The sequence below is a fragment of the Enterobacter sp. KB-221C9 genome (genome assembly GCF_041320715.1).
GTDB classification, from domain to species: Bacteria; Pseudomonadota; Gammaproteobacteria; order Enterobacterales; family Enterobacteriaceae; genus Enterobacter; species Enterobacter asburiae_D.
The window spans coordinates 218,652-234,414 of sequence record NZ_JBGIWG010000007.1; the positions used below are offsets into that span (position 1 = coordinate 218,652).

Annotated in this window: 13 protein-coding genes; 6 read left to right on the plus strand and 7 right to left on the minus strand. The window is 56.6% G+C overall.

Annotation, left to right across the window (positions count from 1 at the left end):
• Positions 1–133: 133 nt before the first annotated feature.
• The 7 genes from lldD to AB8846_RS12990 form a co-directional block, all read right to left on the minus strand.
• A complete protein-coding gene (gene lldD / locus AB8846_RS12960; protein ID WP_063145473.1) occupies positions 134–1,321 on the minus strand; it encodes an FMN-dependent L-lactate dehydrogenase LldD in 1,188 nt (395 codons plus the stop codon).
• Positions 1,318–2,091, minus strand: coding sequence for a transcriptional regulator LldR (lldR, locus tag AB8846_RS12965; RefSeq protein ID WP_121426006.1), 774 nt, complete (start codon positions 2,089–2,091; stop codon positions 1,318–1,320). The genes lldD and lldR overlap by 4 nt, the downstream gene beginning before the upstream one ends.
• Positions 2,088–3,743: an L-lactate permease gene (lldP, locus tag AB8846_RS12970; RefSeq protein ID WP_032650757.1), complete on the minus strand. Its 1,656-nt coding sequence runs from the start codon at positions 3,741–3,743 to the stop codon at positions 2,088–2,090. The genes lldR and lldP overlap by 4 nt, the downstream gene beginning before the upstream one ends.
• Before the next feature lie 271 nt (positions 3,744–4,014).
• Positions 4,015–4,377: a YibL family ribosome-associated protein gene (locus AB8846_RS12975; protein WP_063145475.1), complete on the minus strand. Its 363-nt coding sequence runs from the start codon at positions 4,375–4,377 to the stop codon at positions 4,015–4,017.
• Between the two features lie 58 nt (positions 4,378–4,435).
• Entirely contained in the window at positions 4,436–5,026 is a 591-nt protein-coding gene (gene mtlR / locus AB8846_RS12980) for a mannitol operon repressor MtlR (RefSeq protein WP_038417732.1), read from the minus strand.
• The gene (gene mtlD / locus AB8846_RS12985) at positions 5,023–6,171 is read right to left on the minus strand and encodes a mannitol-1-phosphate 5-dehydrogenase (RefSeq protein ID WP_063145476.1); all 1,149 of its coding nucleotides are present in this window, start codon (positions 6,169–6,171) and stop codon (positions 5,023–5,025) included. Before mtlD ends, mtlR begins: the two co-directional genes overlap by 4 nt.
• A 100-nt stretch (positions 6,172–6,271) precedes the next feature.
• A complete protein-coding gene (locus AB8846_RS12990; protein ID WP_063145477.1) occupies positions 6,272–8,179 on the minus strand; it encodes a PTS mannitol transporter subunit IICBA in 1,908 nt (635 codons plus the stop codon).
• A 656-nt stretch (positions 8,180–8,835) separates the two neighbouring features.
• Between AB8846_RS12990 and AB8846_RS12995 the strand changes: the two genes are divergently transcribed.
• The 6 genes from AB8846_RS12995 (at position 8,836) to yiaY (ending at position 15,689) form a co-directional block, all read left to right on the plus strand.
• Entirely contained in the window at positions 8,836–9,192 is a 357-nt protein-coding gene (locus AB8846_RS12995; protein ID WP_024906600.1) for a DUF3302 domain-containing protein, read from the plus strand.
• 2 nt (positions 9,193–9,194) lie between these two features.
• Positions 9,195–10,331 carry an HlyD family secretion protein gene (locus AB8846_RS13000; RefSeq protein ID WP_063145479.1) on the plus strand — a complete coding sequence of 379 codons (1,137 nt, stop codon included), beginning with the start codon at positions 9,195–9,197 and terminating at the stop codon, positions 10,329–10,331.
• A gap of 90 nt (positions 10,332–10,421) precedes the next feature.
• On the plus strand, positions 10,422–11,030 hold the full coding sequence (locus AB8846_RS13005) for a glutathione S-transferase (protein ID WP_370732867.1): 609 nt from the start codon (positions 10,422–10,424) through the stop codon (positions 11,028–11,030).
• A 103-nt stretch (positions 11,031–11,133) separates the two neighbouring features.
• The gene (selA, locus tag AB8846_RS13010; RefSeq protein WP_370732868.1) at positions 11,134–12,519 is read left to right on the plus strand and encodes an L-seryl-tRNA(Sec) selenium transferase; all 1,386 of its coding nucleotides are present in this window, start codon (positions 11,134–11,136) and stop codon (positions 12,517–12,519) included.
• Positions 12,516–14,381 carry a selenocysteine-specific translation elongation factor gene (gene selB / locus AB8846_RS13015; RefSeq protein ID WP_370732869.1) on the plus strand — a complete coding sequence of 622 codons (1,866 nt, stop codon included), beginning with the start codon at positions 12,516–12,518 and terminating at the stop codon, positions 14,379–14,381. Before selA ends, selB begins: the two co-directional genes overlap by 4 nt.
• A 156-nt stretch (positions 14,382–14,537) precedes the next feature.
• A complete protein-coding gene (gene yiaY, locus AB8846_RS13020; RefSeq protein ID WP_370732870.1) occupies positions 14,538–15,689 on the plus strand; it encodes an L-threonine dehydrogenase in 1,152 nt (383 codons plus the stop codon).
• Positions 15,690–15,763: the final 74 nt, after the last annotated feature.

Here is a 15,763-nt window from a genome sequence, read left to right on the forward strand (position 1 = left end):
GTCTATACAATTGCGGACGGCGGGTGGATGTCAAATTTTCTTATCCAATATGTTATCTGGATGTTATTTTTGACATAAAAAAGCGCCCGAGGGGGAAATCGGGCGCATGAGAAGGGGGGTTAACCGGAGAAGGTCAGGCCGCGTTTCCCTGAGCAAGGGGAGCCAGTGCCGCCGGTAATTTGCTTAACTCCTGCACCAGGGAGTCTTTGCTGATTTCACCGATCGTTTTCGCACCGGTCAGCGTCATCGCCACCTTCATCTCTTTTTCGATCAGGTCGAGCAGATTCGCCACGCCTGCCTGGCCCGCCGTCGCCAGCGCATACAGATACGCACGCCCCAGCAGTACGCTGTCGGCGCCCAGCGCAATCATACGCACTACGTCCAGCCCGTTGCGGATGCCGCTGTCGGCCAGGATGGCAATATCACCTTTCACCGCATCGGCGATGGCCGGCAGGGCGCGTGCGGAGGAGAGCACCCCGTCAAGCTGGCGTCCGCCGTGGTTAGAAACCACAATCCCGTCTGCGCCAAAGCGTACCGCGTCGCGGGCATCTTCCGGATCGAGGATCCCTTTGATCACCATTGGGCCGTCCCAGAACTCGCGGATCCACTCCAGGTCTTTCCACGAGATCGACGGATCGAAGTTGTTCGCCAGCCAGCCGATATAATCCTCCAGCCCGGTCGGTTTACCGAGGTAGGCCGAGATATTCCCGAGATCGTGCGGACGACCGTTCAGTCCGACATCCCACGCCCACTGCGGGTGGGTCACGGCCTGCCAGTAACGACGGAGCGCAGCGTTCGGGCCGCTCATGCCGGAGTGGGCATCACGATAGCGCGCGCCGGGGGTCGGCATATCGACGGTAAAGACCAGCGTGGAGCAGCCCGCCGCTTTCGCGCGCTCGAGCGCGTTACGCATAAAGCCGCGATCCCGCAGGACGTACAGCTGGAACCACATTGGGCGCTTGATGGTCGGGGCGACCTCTTCAATCGGGCAGACGGACACGGTGGACAGAGTAAACGGAATGCCTTTGGCATCCGCCGCAGCGGCGGCCTGCACTTCGCCACGGCGGGCATACATCCCGCATAAGCCTACAGGCGCGAGCGCCACGGGCATGGAGAGCGTTTCGTTGAACAGCTTTGTCTCAAGGCTCAGGTCAGACATATTCTTCAGCACGCGCTGGCGCAGAGCCACCTCCGACAGATCTTCCACGTTGCGGCGCAGGGTGTATTCGGCATACGCCCCGCCGTCGATATAGTGGAACAGGAACGGGGGCAAAATGCGCTGCGCCGCGGCGCGATAGTCACTGGCTGCTGAAATAATCATGCTTTGTTCTCCCTGGAAATATCACTGTCGCCAGGCAGACGGGTAATACGCGCCTGTCGGGCCTGGTCTTCATCGAATCGTTTAATGGTGGTGTGCACGAAGCCGAGATGCGCCATCATCGCTTTGCGTGCGGCCTCGGCATCACCGGCCAGAATGGCCTTGAGCACCGCCTCGTGCTGTTCGGTCAGTTGGGCAAACACCGGCGGAACCAGATACATGCGCTGGCGGCTCTGTTTAACGGAGGATTGCAGCAGGTCGAAGAACCCGCGCATGGTCTGGAGCAGCACCACATTGTGCGACGCCTCGGCAATCGCCAGGTGAAAACGCACGTCCGCCTGAGAGGCAATATCCGGGTCGCTGCTCTGCGTGGCCTCAAAGCAGGCGATGAGTTTCTCTTTGTCGGCGTCGGTTGCCCGCATGGCCGCGTGCCAGGCGGTACTGGTTTCGATGGCGTGACGCGCTTCAAGGATGTCGAAGCTGTAGTCCGGGTCGTTCTCCATCAGCGTCTTCAGCGGCTGAACGATGTTTTGCTCGGACCAGTCGTCATGCTGCCAGCGCACAAAGGTGCCGCCGCCGCGACGGCTCAGCAGCACCCCTTCGCTGACCAGCGTCGCCAGCGCCTCGCGCAGTGAATTGCGCGACACGCCAAGCTGGGCGGCGAGCTGGCGTTCGGCGGGCAGCTTCATGCCCGCTTCCAGCTGTTGTTCTTCAATCAGCGCCCGCACGCGAGAGGCAATCTCGTCGGACAGGCGTCTGGGCATCACTATCATGGGATCATCCAGGTTAAGACATAGGCCTGCAGGGTAGTGATCACCCCCACCATGCAGGTGAATATCAGGCTGTGTTTCACGGTAAAGCGGAACAGATCCGACTCTTTACCGACCAGTCCCACCGCCGCACAGGCAATGGCGATGGATTGTGGAGAGATCATTTTCCCGGTCACGCCGCCGGTGGTATTCGCGGCCACCAGCAGGACGTCCGATACGCCAATCTGCTGGGCTGCCGTTGCCTGCAGCGCGGCAAACAGGGCGTTAGACGAGGTATCGGAACCGGTCAGGAACACCCCCAGCCAGCCGAGGAACGGCGAGAAGAAGGTGAAGGCGTGGCTGGTATGGGCCAGCGCCAGTGCCAGCGTCGATGACAGGCCGGAGTAGTTCGAGATAAACGCGAACGCCAGCACCATGCCGATGGAGTAAATCGGCAGCATCAGCTCTTTAATGGTCGCCGCAAAGGTCTGCACCGCGGCCGCAGGCTTCATGCGCAGCCACACCACGGAAAGGATAGCGGCAAACAGGATGGCGGTACCGGTAGCGGAGAACCAGTCGAATTTATAGACCGCGGCATACGGCGTGGCGGCGTGCACCACCGGCGGCATACGGGCGACCATCTTGTCGAGGAACGGCACGGAAATATTAATCACCATGTCGTACAGCGCCCCGCCCGGCGCGAACAGGGCTTTAAACGGCGGGATGCTCCACAGGGTGACCGTTGCGGTCAGGAACAGGAACGGCGACCAGGCGCGGATCACCTGTCCTGCCGTATAGCCTGTACGGGCCAGGGTTTGATCAACCTGCGAGGCGCCCATATCGGCGAAGCGGAAAATACGTACCGGCTGCCAGCGCTTCAGGAACAGCGTCAGACAGACCAGCGACACCAGCGAAGAGATGATGTCCGGCAGCTCCGGGCCGAGGAAGTTGGAGCTGAGGTACTGGGCAATGGCGAACGAACCGCCCGCCACCATCACCGCAGGCCAAGTCTCCTTCACGCCGCGCCAGCCGTCCATAATCGCCATGATCCAGAACAGGACGATAATGGTCAGGAAGGGCAGCTGGCGGCCAACCATCTGGCCGATCTCAAAGCTGTCCAGCCCGGTGACCTGTCCGGCCACCAGAATCGGAATGCCCATCGCGCCAAACGCCACCGGTGCGGTGTTCACAATCAGGCACAGGCCTGCGGCATAGAGCGGGTTAAAGCCCAGACCCACCAGCAGCGCGGCGGTGATCGCCACCGGTGCGCCAAAGCCTGCCGCACCTTCCAGAAACGCCCCGAAGGAGAAGCCGACAATCAGCATCTGCAGGCGCTGGTCCGGCGTGATGGAAAGAATTGACGAGCGGATAATGTCGAACTGCCCGGTTTTCACCGAGATTTTATAGACAAAGACCGCCGCGATGATGATCCACGCAATCGGCCACAGGCCGTAGAAGAAACCGTAGACGACGGAGGCCAGCGCGCGATCGACCGGCATTTTATAGAAGAACAGCGCCACCATCAGGGCGATAGCAACGGTATACGTCGCGGCGAGGTAGCCCTTCAGCTTGAGCTTAATCAGCGCAAAGAAGAAGAACAGGATCGGAAGCGATGCGATCAGGCTCGACAGCCAGATATTTCCGGCCGGGTCGTAGTTTTGTTGCCAGAGGCTCATGCAGGTCTCCTGGGGACCAGACAGCCTGCGCTGCGGGTGAGTCTCCGCTCAACTCTGCGTCACAGGCTGTGTAAAAGTGGTCCTGCCAATGTTGTGTTGTAGGGTTAATGACAATGAATGGTTAACCAGATGTTATGAGCTAGCAATGGTTTTGTGAGCGGAAATAATGGAATTGTGAACCGGGGGAGGATTGATTGCGCTATTGGTTGGACCAATTCACGCGAAGGGGAAAAGAGTAGGCCGGGTAAGCGCAGCGCCACCCGGCATGAAATCAGAACGCCGTCTTACAAAAGCCCGTCATCTCTTTCAGGCCCATTTCGCGGCCAAGCTCGGTCATCGGGTGTACCACCACCAGACCACGGACGCTTTTCTTCAGCTTGCCCATGTCGGCCTGCTCTTTTTTGGTGATCGCACGGCGGTGCGGCATGTCCATCAGCTTCTGCGCTTCTTTGCTCAGCTTCTGACCTTTCACTTCGCGCAGGCGCTCGATTTCTGTTTCCAGCGTGGCGGCTTCTTTTTCCAGCTCGGCGTACTTCTCGGCGGAATCGACCAGGGACAGGCCAGCCATCTGGTGGCGGATCAGATCCAGGCGGTCGCTCAGGCGTTTAATTTCGTTCTTTTCGACTTCTTTCATGACAAATAACTCTGAATACGGGGAATTTACAGGGAAGGATACACCAATGTGAGCAGGCTTACTTCTGAAACGCTTTTTTTAAGCTGATTCGGGAAATCAGCTCAGTCAGGGAGAGAACCATGGTGGAACGGACAACCTGTTGATAACGCAGCTTTTGCATCGCGTAGAGCTCAGGGTCGCTGTTATCAAAATGGGGAGCAGGGGGCAGCGCGGTGACGCAGTGCAGCTCGCCGAAGGGCCCCAGGATCTCATCATCGGTAAAGGTGTACTCATTACCGTCATGATTGAGTTCTTCGCGCAGCGCCATTAACAGCTCCGCATCTTCATACTCTTGCCGATTCAGCACGCCAAGACCATAAATCAGCTTCAGACGCACGGATAAATCGCCCAGCGGTCCGTCTCCGTCCAGTAACGGTTCTACAGCATATTTTACCGCGTAGTCGTCTTTGCGAAACACCTGAAGCACCAGGATATTTACCGCCTCGGTTAACAGCTCGACGGCGGCAATCAGGAAACTTCGTACGGTTTTGCCAGCATTCAGACGCTCAAGCACACGATTTTCAAAGGCCTGGGTTTGTTCCATTATTGCCTGCATATCTGACAATCTATTATCTGGGCGCAGGTTAACCTGCGCCTCACTGTGCATCATTTGGTTGCGTTGTATGCGTTAACCGCCTCCACAACCACGTCGCTGTTGGCGTCCAGACCGGAAATCTGCGCCAGCGCAGCCTGTGCGCCTTTGTTATCAATCAGCTGAGCCAGTTCCTGCGCCTGTGGGTCCTGCTCGCTGCGGTAGTGCATCGCAGCGGCAATCCCTTTCACCAGGTTGGCGTGCGGCAGGCCGTATTCCAGCGTGCCCAGCAGCGGCTTAATCAGGCGATCGCCCGCGCTCAGTTTGCGCAGAGGCTGACGGCCCACGCGCTCAACGTCATCTTTCAGATACGGGTTTTCAAAGCGACCGAGGATTTTCTGGATGTATGCTGCGTGTTTATCAGCATCAAAACCGTAGCGTTTGATCAGCACCGCGCCGCTCTCTTCCATTGCCCCTTTTACCACCGCGCGGATCTTCTCATCGAGGATAGCGTCACGAATGGTCTGATGACCGGCCAATTTTCCGAGGTACGCGGTTATAGCATGCCCGGTGTTCAGCGTGAAGAGTTTGCGTTCGACAAATGCCATCAGGTTATCGGTTAATTCCATTCCCGGAATGGTCGGCAGGGCGCCTTTAAACTGGGTTTTATCAACGATCCACTCGCTGAAGGTTTCCACGGTCACTTCCAGCGGGTCGTTGGTGGCGGATTCAGACGGCGGAACGATGCGATCCACGGCGGAATCCACAAACCCGACGTGCGCTTCAACCCAGGCTTTGTCTTCATCCGCAACAGCGTTAAGAACGTGGCCTTTCAGTTGCGTGGTGCCGCGCACCATGTTTTCACAGGCGATAATGTTCAGCGGGGTGTCGATGCCCTGCGCTTTGCGTTTTGCCAGGCCTTTCGCGACCGCAGGAGCGATGCGCTCAAGGACGACCGGACCCACGGCAGTCGTGATCAGATCGACGCTGGCGATAAGGTCGATAACGTCTTCACCGATGCTGCTGACCGCGTTGACGCCGGATACCGTCTCAACCTGCTCGTTTTCACCGACTACGTGTACCTGATAGCTATGACGCGCATTCAGGGCATCCAGGACAACCTGATTCACATCGGCGAATGTCAGCGTAATGCCCGCGTCTGCCAGCAGTTTACCGATAAAACCACGACCGATATTACCTGCGCCAAAATGTAATGCTTTCATAGTGTTAACCTTCATCAATGTTTTTACCCGAGAGGGCTGGGGTGAGGAACGTATCCCCTCACCCTAGCCCTCTCCCCATGGGGGAGAGGGAGGAGTACCGTTATTTGTTGAGCAGTGCCAGAACTTCTTCAACGCTTTCAGTCTGTGCCAGACGCTCGATAACAGACTCATCGTCCAGCGCGTTGGTCAGGCTGGTAATCACCTGAATGTGCTCGTTGTTGCGAGCGGCGATACCAATCACCAGTCGGGCGATGTCGTCTTCTTCTTCGCCGAAGCGCACGCCCTGCGGATACTGACAGAATACGACGCCGGTTTTCAGGACGCGATCTTTCGCTTCAACCGTACCGTGCGGCACCGCGATGGATTCGCCCAGGTAGGTTGGCGTCAGCTTTTCGCGTTCCAGCATCGCGTCAACGTATTCAGGCTGAACGTAGCCGCCTTTCACCAGCTGCTCACCGGCAAAGCGAATCGCTTCTTCTTTGGTTGCCGCTGTACGACCGAGGAAGATGTTTTCCGCACCCAGTTTGAACAGGTGGGCGTTGCTCTCGTCAAAGCTGTCCTGCAGGCTGGAGCGCACTTTCACTTCGTTGTCTTCGTGACGCTGCGCCGCAACCAGACGTTCGGTCAGGCTGGTGTAAAGGCCGCTGTCGAGGAAGTTGGTCAGCGAGATGTGCTGTGCCTGCGGTACCTGGCGCATGGCGCGTTCGGTCAGGTCGCGGTGCGTGATGACCAGGTCAACGTCCGGCGGCAGGCTGTTAATGGCGCTGTTGGTCACGGAGATGTTGGTCAGGCCCGCATCCTGCACTTTCTTACGCAGCACGCCTGCACCCATTGCGCTGGAACCCATACCGGCATCACAGGCAACGATGATTTTACGCACGTGGCTCAGGTCGTTAGAGACATCGCCCGCGGTCAGTGGGGTTGCGCCTTTGGATTCGGCTTTCATGTCGTGCATACGACGGGTCGCCGCTTCAATATCATCGTCTTCTTTCACTTTGCTGGTTTTCAGCAGGATAGAAGAGACCACGAAGGAGACCGCCATCGCCGCACAGATCGCCGCGATGTTCGCGAAGTACGCCCCTTTTGGCGTCATCGCCAGTACCGCCAGGATAGAACCTGGAGAGGCCGGAGACACCAGACCGCCGCCCAGCACGCTCAGGGTGAACACGCCGGTCATACCGCCAAGGATAACGGCCAGGATCAGACGTGGGTTCATCAGCACGTACGGGAAGTAAATTTCGTGAATACCGCCCAGGAAGTGAATGATTGCCGCACCGCCAGCAGACTGCTTCGCGCTGCCGCGACCAAAGAACATGTACGCCAGCAGAACGCCCATACCCGGACCCGGGTTCGCTTCAATCAGGAAGAAGATGGACTTGCCGAGATCGTGAGACTGCTGAATACCCAGCGGCGAGAAGATACCGTGGTTGATGGCGTTGTTGAGGAACAGGATTTTCGCCGGTTCTACGAAGATAGACGCCAGCGGCAGCATGTCGTGCGCAACCATGAAGTTAACGCCTGCCGCCAGAATTTTGGACAGCACTTCAACCGCAGGGCCAATGCCCATGAACGCCAGAATCGCGAGGATCATCCCGATGATGCCCGCAGAGAAGTTGTTCACCAGCATTTCGAAGCCGGATTTGATCTTACCATCAACCCAGACGTCGAATTTCTTAATCGCCCAGCCGCCCAGAGGACCGGCAATCATTGCACCGAGGAACATCGGCATATCCGCACCGACGATAACACCCATGGTCGTGATGGCACCCACTACGCCACCACGGTCACCGCCCACCAGACGACCACCGGTGAAACCGATGAGCAGCGGCAGCAGATAGGTAATCATTGGGCCAACAAGTTTCGCCAGCGTTTCGTTAGGCAACCACCCTGTCGGAATGAACAATGCAGTGATGATACCCCACGCGATAAACGCGCCGATATTTGGCATCACCATGTTGCTGAGGAAACGACCAAAGCTTTGAACTTTGATCTTGAAATCGGATGACATAAAACACCCCTTCTTCTGTTTGCGCTTAGGCTTGCGGCCCGAGGTTTATTGTTAATGAGGCGGCAGAGGTAGCCGGACCCTGTTCTGATGCTGTGAAATCTGGCACTGAATCGTTCAACTGTCCAGACAGTGGAAATTTGTGTGACGCGCATCACGTAAATGTAGGGGGTGTGGATATCAATGAGGTGATCTGAATCACAAAACGGATGGACAAAAAAAATACGATGGCGAGAAATAAAGCAAAAACCACCCTTTTCTGTGATGGTGTTCACGTTTTGATTTTGTGTGTTTGTTTCCGGATTGTGACTGATTTCACAAAATATTTTTATGCAGATTTCTCCTGCTGCGATCGGCGGCAAACTCTGCCTGGCAATTCGGCGTCAGGATGACCTAGCACGACACGTTAAGCTAAAAAACCACTTTTTATGTGTGGTATGGCGAAAAGTTAAAAGGTGGATTACGCTCATATTGTAAGGTTAAGTCTATTATTATTCAGGATATATTTTGACACGCTTATAAACTTGCATGGAGATATTATAAAAACCCATACTCCCCGGCTCGGAAATAGTAAGCACAACCCCGTGCTTATAAAAATTAATTAGGTTGCATACCGTTATATTAATTTAATGAGTTGACGTTGTTTAAGTGAGGAGAATATGTTTCTCAACTATTTTGCGCTGGGCGTATTGATTTTTGTATTTCTGGTTCTCTTTTACGGAATCATCGCCATTCATGATATCCCTTATAATATGGCCAAAAAGCGTAACCATCCCCATGCCGATGCGATTCATACGGCAGGCTGGATTAGCCTGTTTACGCTCCATGCCATCTGGCCGTTCCTGTGGATTTGGGCCACGCTGTACCGTGAAGATCGCGGCTGGGGTATGCAGAACCACATCACAAAGCCTGATGAGGTCCCGGGCATGGATGCGCTCGCCAAACGCGTGGCGGAACTCGAACAAAAGCTGGCCGCGGTTAAGCCAGCTGCTGATAAGAACACGCTGGAGCGCTAATCATGGATCTGTTAATTATTTTGACCTATGTGGCATTTGCCTGGGTGATTTTTAAAATATTCCGTATTCCGGTAAACCAGTGGACGCTTGCCACCGCGACATTAGGTGGGGTGTTTATTGTTGCCGGTCTTATTCTGTTAATGAATTATAACCACCCGTATACTTTTACGGCGCAAAAAGCGGTTATTTCTATTCCGATTACGCCGCAGGTTACCGGGGTGGTCAGTGAAGTGACCGATAAAAATAACCAGCTTATTAAAAAAGGCGAAGTGTTATTTAAACTTGATCCAGGCCGCTACCAGGCGCGCGTCGACAGACTCCAGGCAGACCTGGTGACCGCGACGCACAATATCGACAATCTGAAAGCGCAGCTGGTGGAGGCCGTCGCCAATACGACGCGCGTCTCCGCAGAGCGTGACCGCCTGTATAAAGATTATCAGCGCTACCTGAAAGGCAGCCAGGCGAAGGTGAACCCGTTCTCTGAAAGCGATATTGACAACGCGCGGCAGAACTATCTCGCGCAGGATGCGCTGGTAAAAGGCTCCGTTGCTGAACAGACGCAGATTCAAAGCCAGTTGGACAGCATGGTGAACGGCGAGCAGTCGCAGATTGCCTCCTTACGCGCTCAGCTTGCCGAAGCCAAATACAACCTGGATCAGACCGTGGTACGTGCGCCAAGCGATGGTTACATCACCCAGGTGCTGATCCGTCCGGGAACGTATGCCGCCGCGCTGCCTCTGCGCCCGGTGATGGTCTTTATTCCTGAACAGAAGCGTCTGATCGTGGCTCAGTTCCGTCAGAACTCGCTGCTGCGTCTGAAGCCGGGTGATGAAGCGGAAGTGGTGTTTAACGCGCTGCCGGGCCAGGTGTTCTCCGGGAAGCTCACCGCGATCCTGCCGGTGGTGCCGGGGGGAACCTATCAGGCGCAGGGTGCGCTGCAGTCGCTGACGGTCGTGCCCGGAACGGATGGCGTGTTGGGCACTATCGAACTGGATCCGAATGCGGAAGTCGAAGCGCTGCCAGACGGTATCTATGCCCAGGTGGCGGTCTACTCGGACCATTTCGCCCACGTCTCGGTGATGCGTAAAGTGCTGCTCCGTATGACCAGCTGGATGCACTACCTCTACCTCGATCACTAATCCTTCCAGGGCAGGAATGCGACACGCATACCTGCCCTTTTTTCATCGCTTGATCCATACTGACCTTTTTCCGGCATCAAGGATCAGGCAATGAAACTCATCGGTAGCTACACCAGTCCCTTCGTGCGAAAGATCTCGATTCTCCTGCTGGAGAAAGGGATTGAGTTTGAATTCATCAATGAACAGCCCTACAACGCTGAAAACGGCGTCGCGCAGTACAACCCGCTGGGGAAAGTTCCGGCGCTGGTGACGGACGAGGGCGAATACTGGTTCGATTCCCCGATTATTGCGGAGTATATCGAGCTGCTGGGCGTTGCCCCGGCAATGCTGCCGGCTGACCCAAAAGCGGCGCTGGCAGTGAAGCAAATCGAAGCCCTGGCCGATGGCATTATGGATGCGGCGTTAACCTCCGTGCGTGAACAGGCAAGGCCCGCCGCCCAGCAGTCGGAAACGGAGCTGTTACGCCAGCGGGAAAAAATCAGCCGCAGCCTGGACAGGTGCGAACAGCTAATCCAGGAGGGAAAGATTCAAGCCGACAGCCTGAACCTGGCAACCATCGCCATCGCCTGCGCCATCGGCTATCTCAACTTCCGCCGCGTTTCCCCTGGCTGGTGCGTCGACCGTCCGCTGCTGGTGAAACTGGCAGACACGCTTTTTAGCCGCGAGAGCTTTGCCCGGACCGAACCGCCAAAGGCTTGACGCGGGTTATAACACTTCGGCGTCGGAGGCGGTACAATCCCTCCACATGTTAACTCCCTCTCCCGTCGGGAGGGGGGAAGATATTTACTCGCCAGGCGCTTTCATGACTACTCATCATTCGCTGTACAGCCAGATCCCCGCTACCGACCGTCTCCTTCGCGAGCCCCGCATGCATGCTGTTGTTGAGCGCTTCGGCCATACCGCGACGGTGGAGATGTTACGCCTGCTTCAGGACGAAGCCCGATGCGCTATTCAGTCAGAAAACGCCTTGCCCGACTGGTGCACGGCGTGGGAGCAGGAAGTTGAATACCGGCTGGACGAGAAAGCGCAAAGCGCATTACGCCCGGTGATTAACCTGACCGGTACCGTACTGCATACCAATCTGGGCCGCGCGCAGCAGGCGGAAGAGGCTATTGCGGCGGTCGCACAGGCCATGCGAGCGCCCGTGACGCTGGAGTACGATCTGGACGACGCCGGACGCGGGCATCGTGACCGGGCGCTGGCGGACCTGCTGTGCCAGCTGACCGGCGCGGAAGATGCCTGCATTGTGAATAACAACGCCGCAGCGGTACTGCTGATGCTGGCGGCCACCGCCAGCGGCAAAGAGGTGGTGGTGTCCCGCGGCGAGCTGGTGGAGATTGGCGGGGCGTTTCGCATTCCGGACGTGATGCGCCAGGCGGGCTGCACGCTACATGAAGTGGGCACCACCAACCGTACCCATGCGAAAGATTATCGCGCGGCGGTGAATGAAAATACCGCCTTGCTGATGAAGGTCCACACCAGCAATTACCATATTGAAGGCTTTACCAAAACTGTTGAAGAGGCGGAGCTGGCGGCGATGGGCCGCGAGCTGAATATACCGGTGATTGCCGATCTCGGCAGCGGTTCGCTGGTGGATCTGAGCCTGTACGGGCTGCCGAAAGAGCCAATGCCGCAAGAGATGATTGCCGCGGGCGTTAGCCTGGTCAGCTTTTCCGGCGACAAGCTGCTGGGCGGGCCGCAGGCCGGGATTATCGTCGGCAAGCGCGAGCTGATTGCGAAGCTGCAGCAGCATCCGCTCAAGCGCGCCCTGCGAGCCGATAAAATGACGCTTGCCGCGCTGGACGCGACGCTGCGGCTCTTTCTCCACCCGGAGAAACTGGCCGACCGCCTGCCCACGCTGCGTTTGTTAAGCCGCGATGCCGCCTCGATTCGCGCCCAGGCCGAATTACTGCTGCCGCGCATTGCCCCACACTACCCCGATTTTGACGTTCGCATTGAACCCTGCCAGTCGCAGATTGGCAGCGGTTCGCTGCCGGCGGACAGGCTGCCGAGTGAAGCGCTCACGTTCACCTCGCGTGACGGGCGCGGCAGCCACCTCGAAGCTCTGTCGTCGCGCTGGCGTGGCCTGCCTGCGCCGGTTATCGGGCGGATTTACGATGGCCGAATGTGGCTGGATCTGCGCTGCCTTGAAGATGAAGAGCGATTTCTGGAGATGTTGTTGAAATGATTATTGCCACCGCCGGTCATGTCGACCACGGAAAAACCACGTTACTGCAGGCGATTACCGGTATAAACGCCGACCGCCTGCCGGAAGAGAAAAAGCGCGGCATGACCATCGATCTGGGCTATGCCTACTGGCCCCAGCCTGATGGCCGCGTACTGGGTTTTATAGATGTTCCGGGGCATGAAAAGTTTCTGTCTAATATGCTGGCGGGCGTGGGGGGCATCGATCATGCCCTGCTGGTGGTGGCCTGCGATGATGGCGTTATGGCACAAACCCGTGAGCACCTGGCGATCCTGCAGCTGACCGGCAACCCGCAGCTGACCGTGGCGCTGACCAAAGCCGATCGCGTGGATGACGCACGCGTCAGCGAGGTGCGCGAAACGGTACAGGCGACCTTGCGGGAATATGGTTTTGATGATGCTCCGCTTTTTGTCACCGTGGCGACAGAAGGGCGTGGTATCGATGAACTTCGCCACCACTTACGGCAACTTTCGTCGCGTGACCACGCCAGCCATCACCGCTTCCGTCTGGCAATTGACCGGGCGTTTACCGTCAAAGGCGCGGGTCTGGTGGTTACCGGTACGGCGCTGAGCGGTGAAGTAAAAGTGGGGGATAGCCTGTGGCTGACGGGCGTTAACAAACCGATGCGCGTGCGCGGCTTACATGCGCAAAACCAGCCCGCAGAGCATGCTCATGCCGGGCAGCGGATCGCGCTGAACATTGCCGGGGATGCGGAAAAAGAGCAGCTTAACCGCGGCGACTGGCTGCTGGCCGATGCCCCACCAGAACCGTCTGAACGCGTCATTGTCTCCCTGCGGACAAACGTGCCCCTGACCCAATGGCAGCCGCTGCATATTCACCATGCGGCCAGCCATATCACCGGGCGCGTGTCGCTGCTGGAAAACGACCTTGCTGAACTGGTATTCGATTCACCGCTCTGGCTTGCAGACAACGATCGTCTGGTACTGCGTGATATTTCCGCGCGGGAAACGCTGGCCGGGGCTCGGGTCGTCGCGCTGAATCCACCGCGACGCGGCAAGCGTAAACCTGAATATCTGCAGTGGCTGGCAGCGCTGGCGCAGGCCAGCGATGATAACGCCGCGCTGCGGGTGCATCTCGATCGCGGTGCGGTGAGCCTGAGTAATTTTGCATGGGCACGCCAGCTGAGCGAGGAAGGCTTACGCCAGCTGACCCATCAGCCGGGCTTTATTCAGGCTGGAAATAGCCTGCTTAATGCTCCGGTTGCTGCACGCTGGCAGCGTAAGATACTGAACACGCTGGCGACGTACCATGAGCAGCATCAGGATGAGCCAGGCCCGGGCCGCGAGCGCCTGCGACGCATGGCGCTGCCGATGGAAGACGATGCGCTGGTGCTGCTGCTGATTGAAAACATGCGCGAAAGCGGGGCGATCAAAAGCCACCACGGCTGGCTGCATCTGCCGGATCACAAGGCCGGGTTCACCGCAGAGCAAGAAGCAGTATGGCAAAAAGTGGCCTCGCTGTTTGGCGATGAGCCGTGGTGGGTTCGCGATCTGGCCCGCGAAACGAGCACCGACGAGCAGGAAATGCGTCAGGTATTGCGCCATGCGGCGCAGCAGGGGCTAATAGTCGCGATCGTGAAAGATCGTTATTACCGTAACGATCGCATTGTGGCGTTTGCCAACCTGATCCGCGAGCTGGATCAGGAAAGGGGCTCAACCTGCGCAGCCGATTTCCGCGACCGGCTGAACGTGGGCCGCAAGCTGGCGATTCAAATTCTGGAATATTTTAATCGGATTGGATTTACCCGCCGTCGCGGTAACGATCATTTATTGCGCGATTCATTATTATTTCCTGAAACGAAAACCGGGATTGATACAGAATAAGAATCGATTGGAATAGATTTATATATTAATTAACACTTTCGCAGATTTAATTTTTTAAACCTGCGAGAGTGTACGCAAAAACAGGTTTTTGATCATATTTTTAAAATAATATTTTCCGTATGCTGCCGATAGTTTATATCTCTTTGAGGATTTATTATGGCTGCATCCGTATTTTATATTCCTTCCGTGAATATTATTGGTTCTGATTCATTATCCTCCGCGATGGATACCATGCGCGACTACGGATGGCGCCGCGCGCTGATTGTCACCGACGCGATGCTGAGCAAACTGGGTATGGTTACTGATATCCAAAACGCGCTTAAGGAGCGCGATATTTCCAGTGTGGTCTACGATGGCACACATCCGAATCCAACAACGGCAAACGTTGCTGCTGGTCTGGAAATATTAAAGAGCAACCACTGTGACTGCGTTATATCACTGGGCGGCGGGTCGCCACATGACTGTGCAAAAGGTATTGCACTGGTGGCCGCTAATGGCGGCGATATCCGTGACTATGAGGGTGTTGATCGCTCGGCAAAACCGCAATTGCCAATGATTGCCATTAATACTACCGCCGGTACAGCCTCTGAAATGACACGCTTCTGTATTATTACCGATGAGGCGCGCCATATTAAAATGGCTATTGTGGATAAACATGTCACACCGGTTCTGTCCGTCAACGATTCTTCTCTAATGGCAGGGATGCCTGCATCGCTAACGGCGGCAACCGGCATGGATGCCCTGACCCACGCGATTGAAGCCTATGTTTCCGTGGCAGCTACACCGATTACGGATGCCTGTGCCCTTAAAGCAGTGACGATGATCAGCGAAAATCTGGTGCATGCTGTTGAAGAAGGCAGTAATGCGCGGGCACGCGAGGCGATGGCCTATGCACAATTCCTCGCTGGCATGGCGTTTAACAACGCTTCCTTAGGCTACGTACACGCGATGGCGCATCAGCTAGGTGGTTTTTACGACCTTCCACACGGCGTATGTAATGCGGTACTGCTGCCGCACGTTCAGGTGTTTAACAGTAAAGTGGCGGCAGCCCGTCTGCGCGACTGCGCAAAAGCCATGGGCGTTGACGTGAGCAAAATGACCGAAGAGCAGGGCGCACAGGCCTGTATCGTTGAGATCCGCGCGCTGGCACGTAAGGTGAATATCCCGGCAGGTCTTCGCGACTTGAACGTCAAAGAGGAAGATATTCCGGTACTTGCCACTAACGCACTGAAAGATGCCTGCGGGTTCACAAACCCTGTTCAGGCAACTCATGATGAGATCATGGCGATTTACCACGCCGCGATGTGACCCCCGTCGTAAACGCAGTTACCGGTTGGCGAGAAAATCGCCAGCCGGAACTACCCTTGTTGTACACCAACAGC

What these genes read in the sequence shown, in the direction of transcription:
- lldD (WP_063145473.1), bottom strand. Translation starts at nt 1,321, where the DNA reads ATGATTATTTCAGCAGCCAGTGACTATCGCGCCGCGGCGCAGCGCATT.
- lldR (WP_121426006.1), bottom strand. Translation starts at nt 2,091, where the DNA reads ATGATAGTGATGCCCAGACGCCTGTCCGACGAGATTGCCTCTCGCGTG.
- lldP (WP_032650757.1), bottom strand. Translation starts at nt 3,743, where the DNA reads ATGAGCCTCTGGCAACAAAACTACGACCCGGCCGGAAATATCTGGCTG.
- AB8846_RS12975 (WP_063145475.1), bottom strand. Translation starts at nt 4,377, where the DNA reads ATGAAAGAAGTCGAAAAGAACGAAATTAAACGCCTGAGCGACCGCCTG.
- mtlR (WP_038417732.1), bottom strand. Translation starts at nt 5,026, where the DNA reads ATGATGCACAGTGAGGCGCAGGTTAACCTGCGCCCAGATAATAGATTG.
- mtlD (WP_063145476.1), bottom strand. Translation starts at nt 6,171, where the DNA reads ATGAAAGCATTACATTTTGGCGCAGGTAATATCGGTCGTGGTTTTATC.
- AB8846_RS12990 (WP_063145477.1), bottom strand. Translation starts at nt 8,179, where the DNA reads ATGTCATCCGATTTCAAGATCAAAGTTCAAAGCTTTGGTCGTTTCCTC.
- AB8846_RS12995 (WP_024906600.1), top strand. Translation starts at nt 8,836, where the DNA reads ATGTTTCTCAACTATTTTGCGCTGGGCGTATTGATTTTTGTATTTCTG.
- AB8846_RS13000 (WP_063145479.1), top strand. Translation starts at nt 9,195, where the DNA reads ATGGATCTGTTAATTATTTTGACCTATGTGGCATTTGCCTGGGTGATT.
- AB8846_RS13005 (WP_370732867.1), top strand. Translation starts at nt 10,422, where the DNA reads ATGAAACTCATCGGTAGCTACACCAGTCCCTTCGTGCGAAAGATCTCG.
- selA (WP_370732868.1), top strand. Translation starts at nt 11,134, where the DNA reads ATGACTACTCATCATTCGCTGTACAGCCAGATCCCCGCTACCGACCGT.
- selB (WP_370732869.1), top strand. Translation starts at nt 12,516, where the DNA reads ATGATTATTGCCACCGCCGGTCATGTCGACCACGGAAAAACCACGTTA.
- yiaY (WP_370732870.1), top strand. Translation starts at nt 14,538, where the DNA reads ATGGCTGCATCCGTATTTTATATTCCTTCCGTGAATATTATTGGTTCT.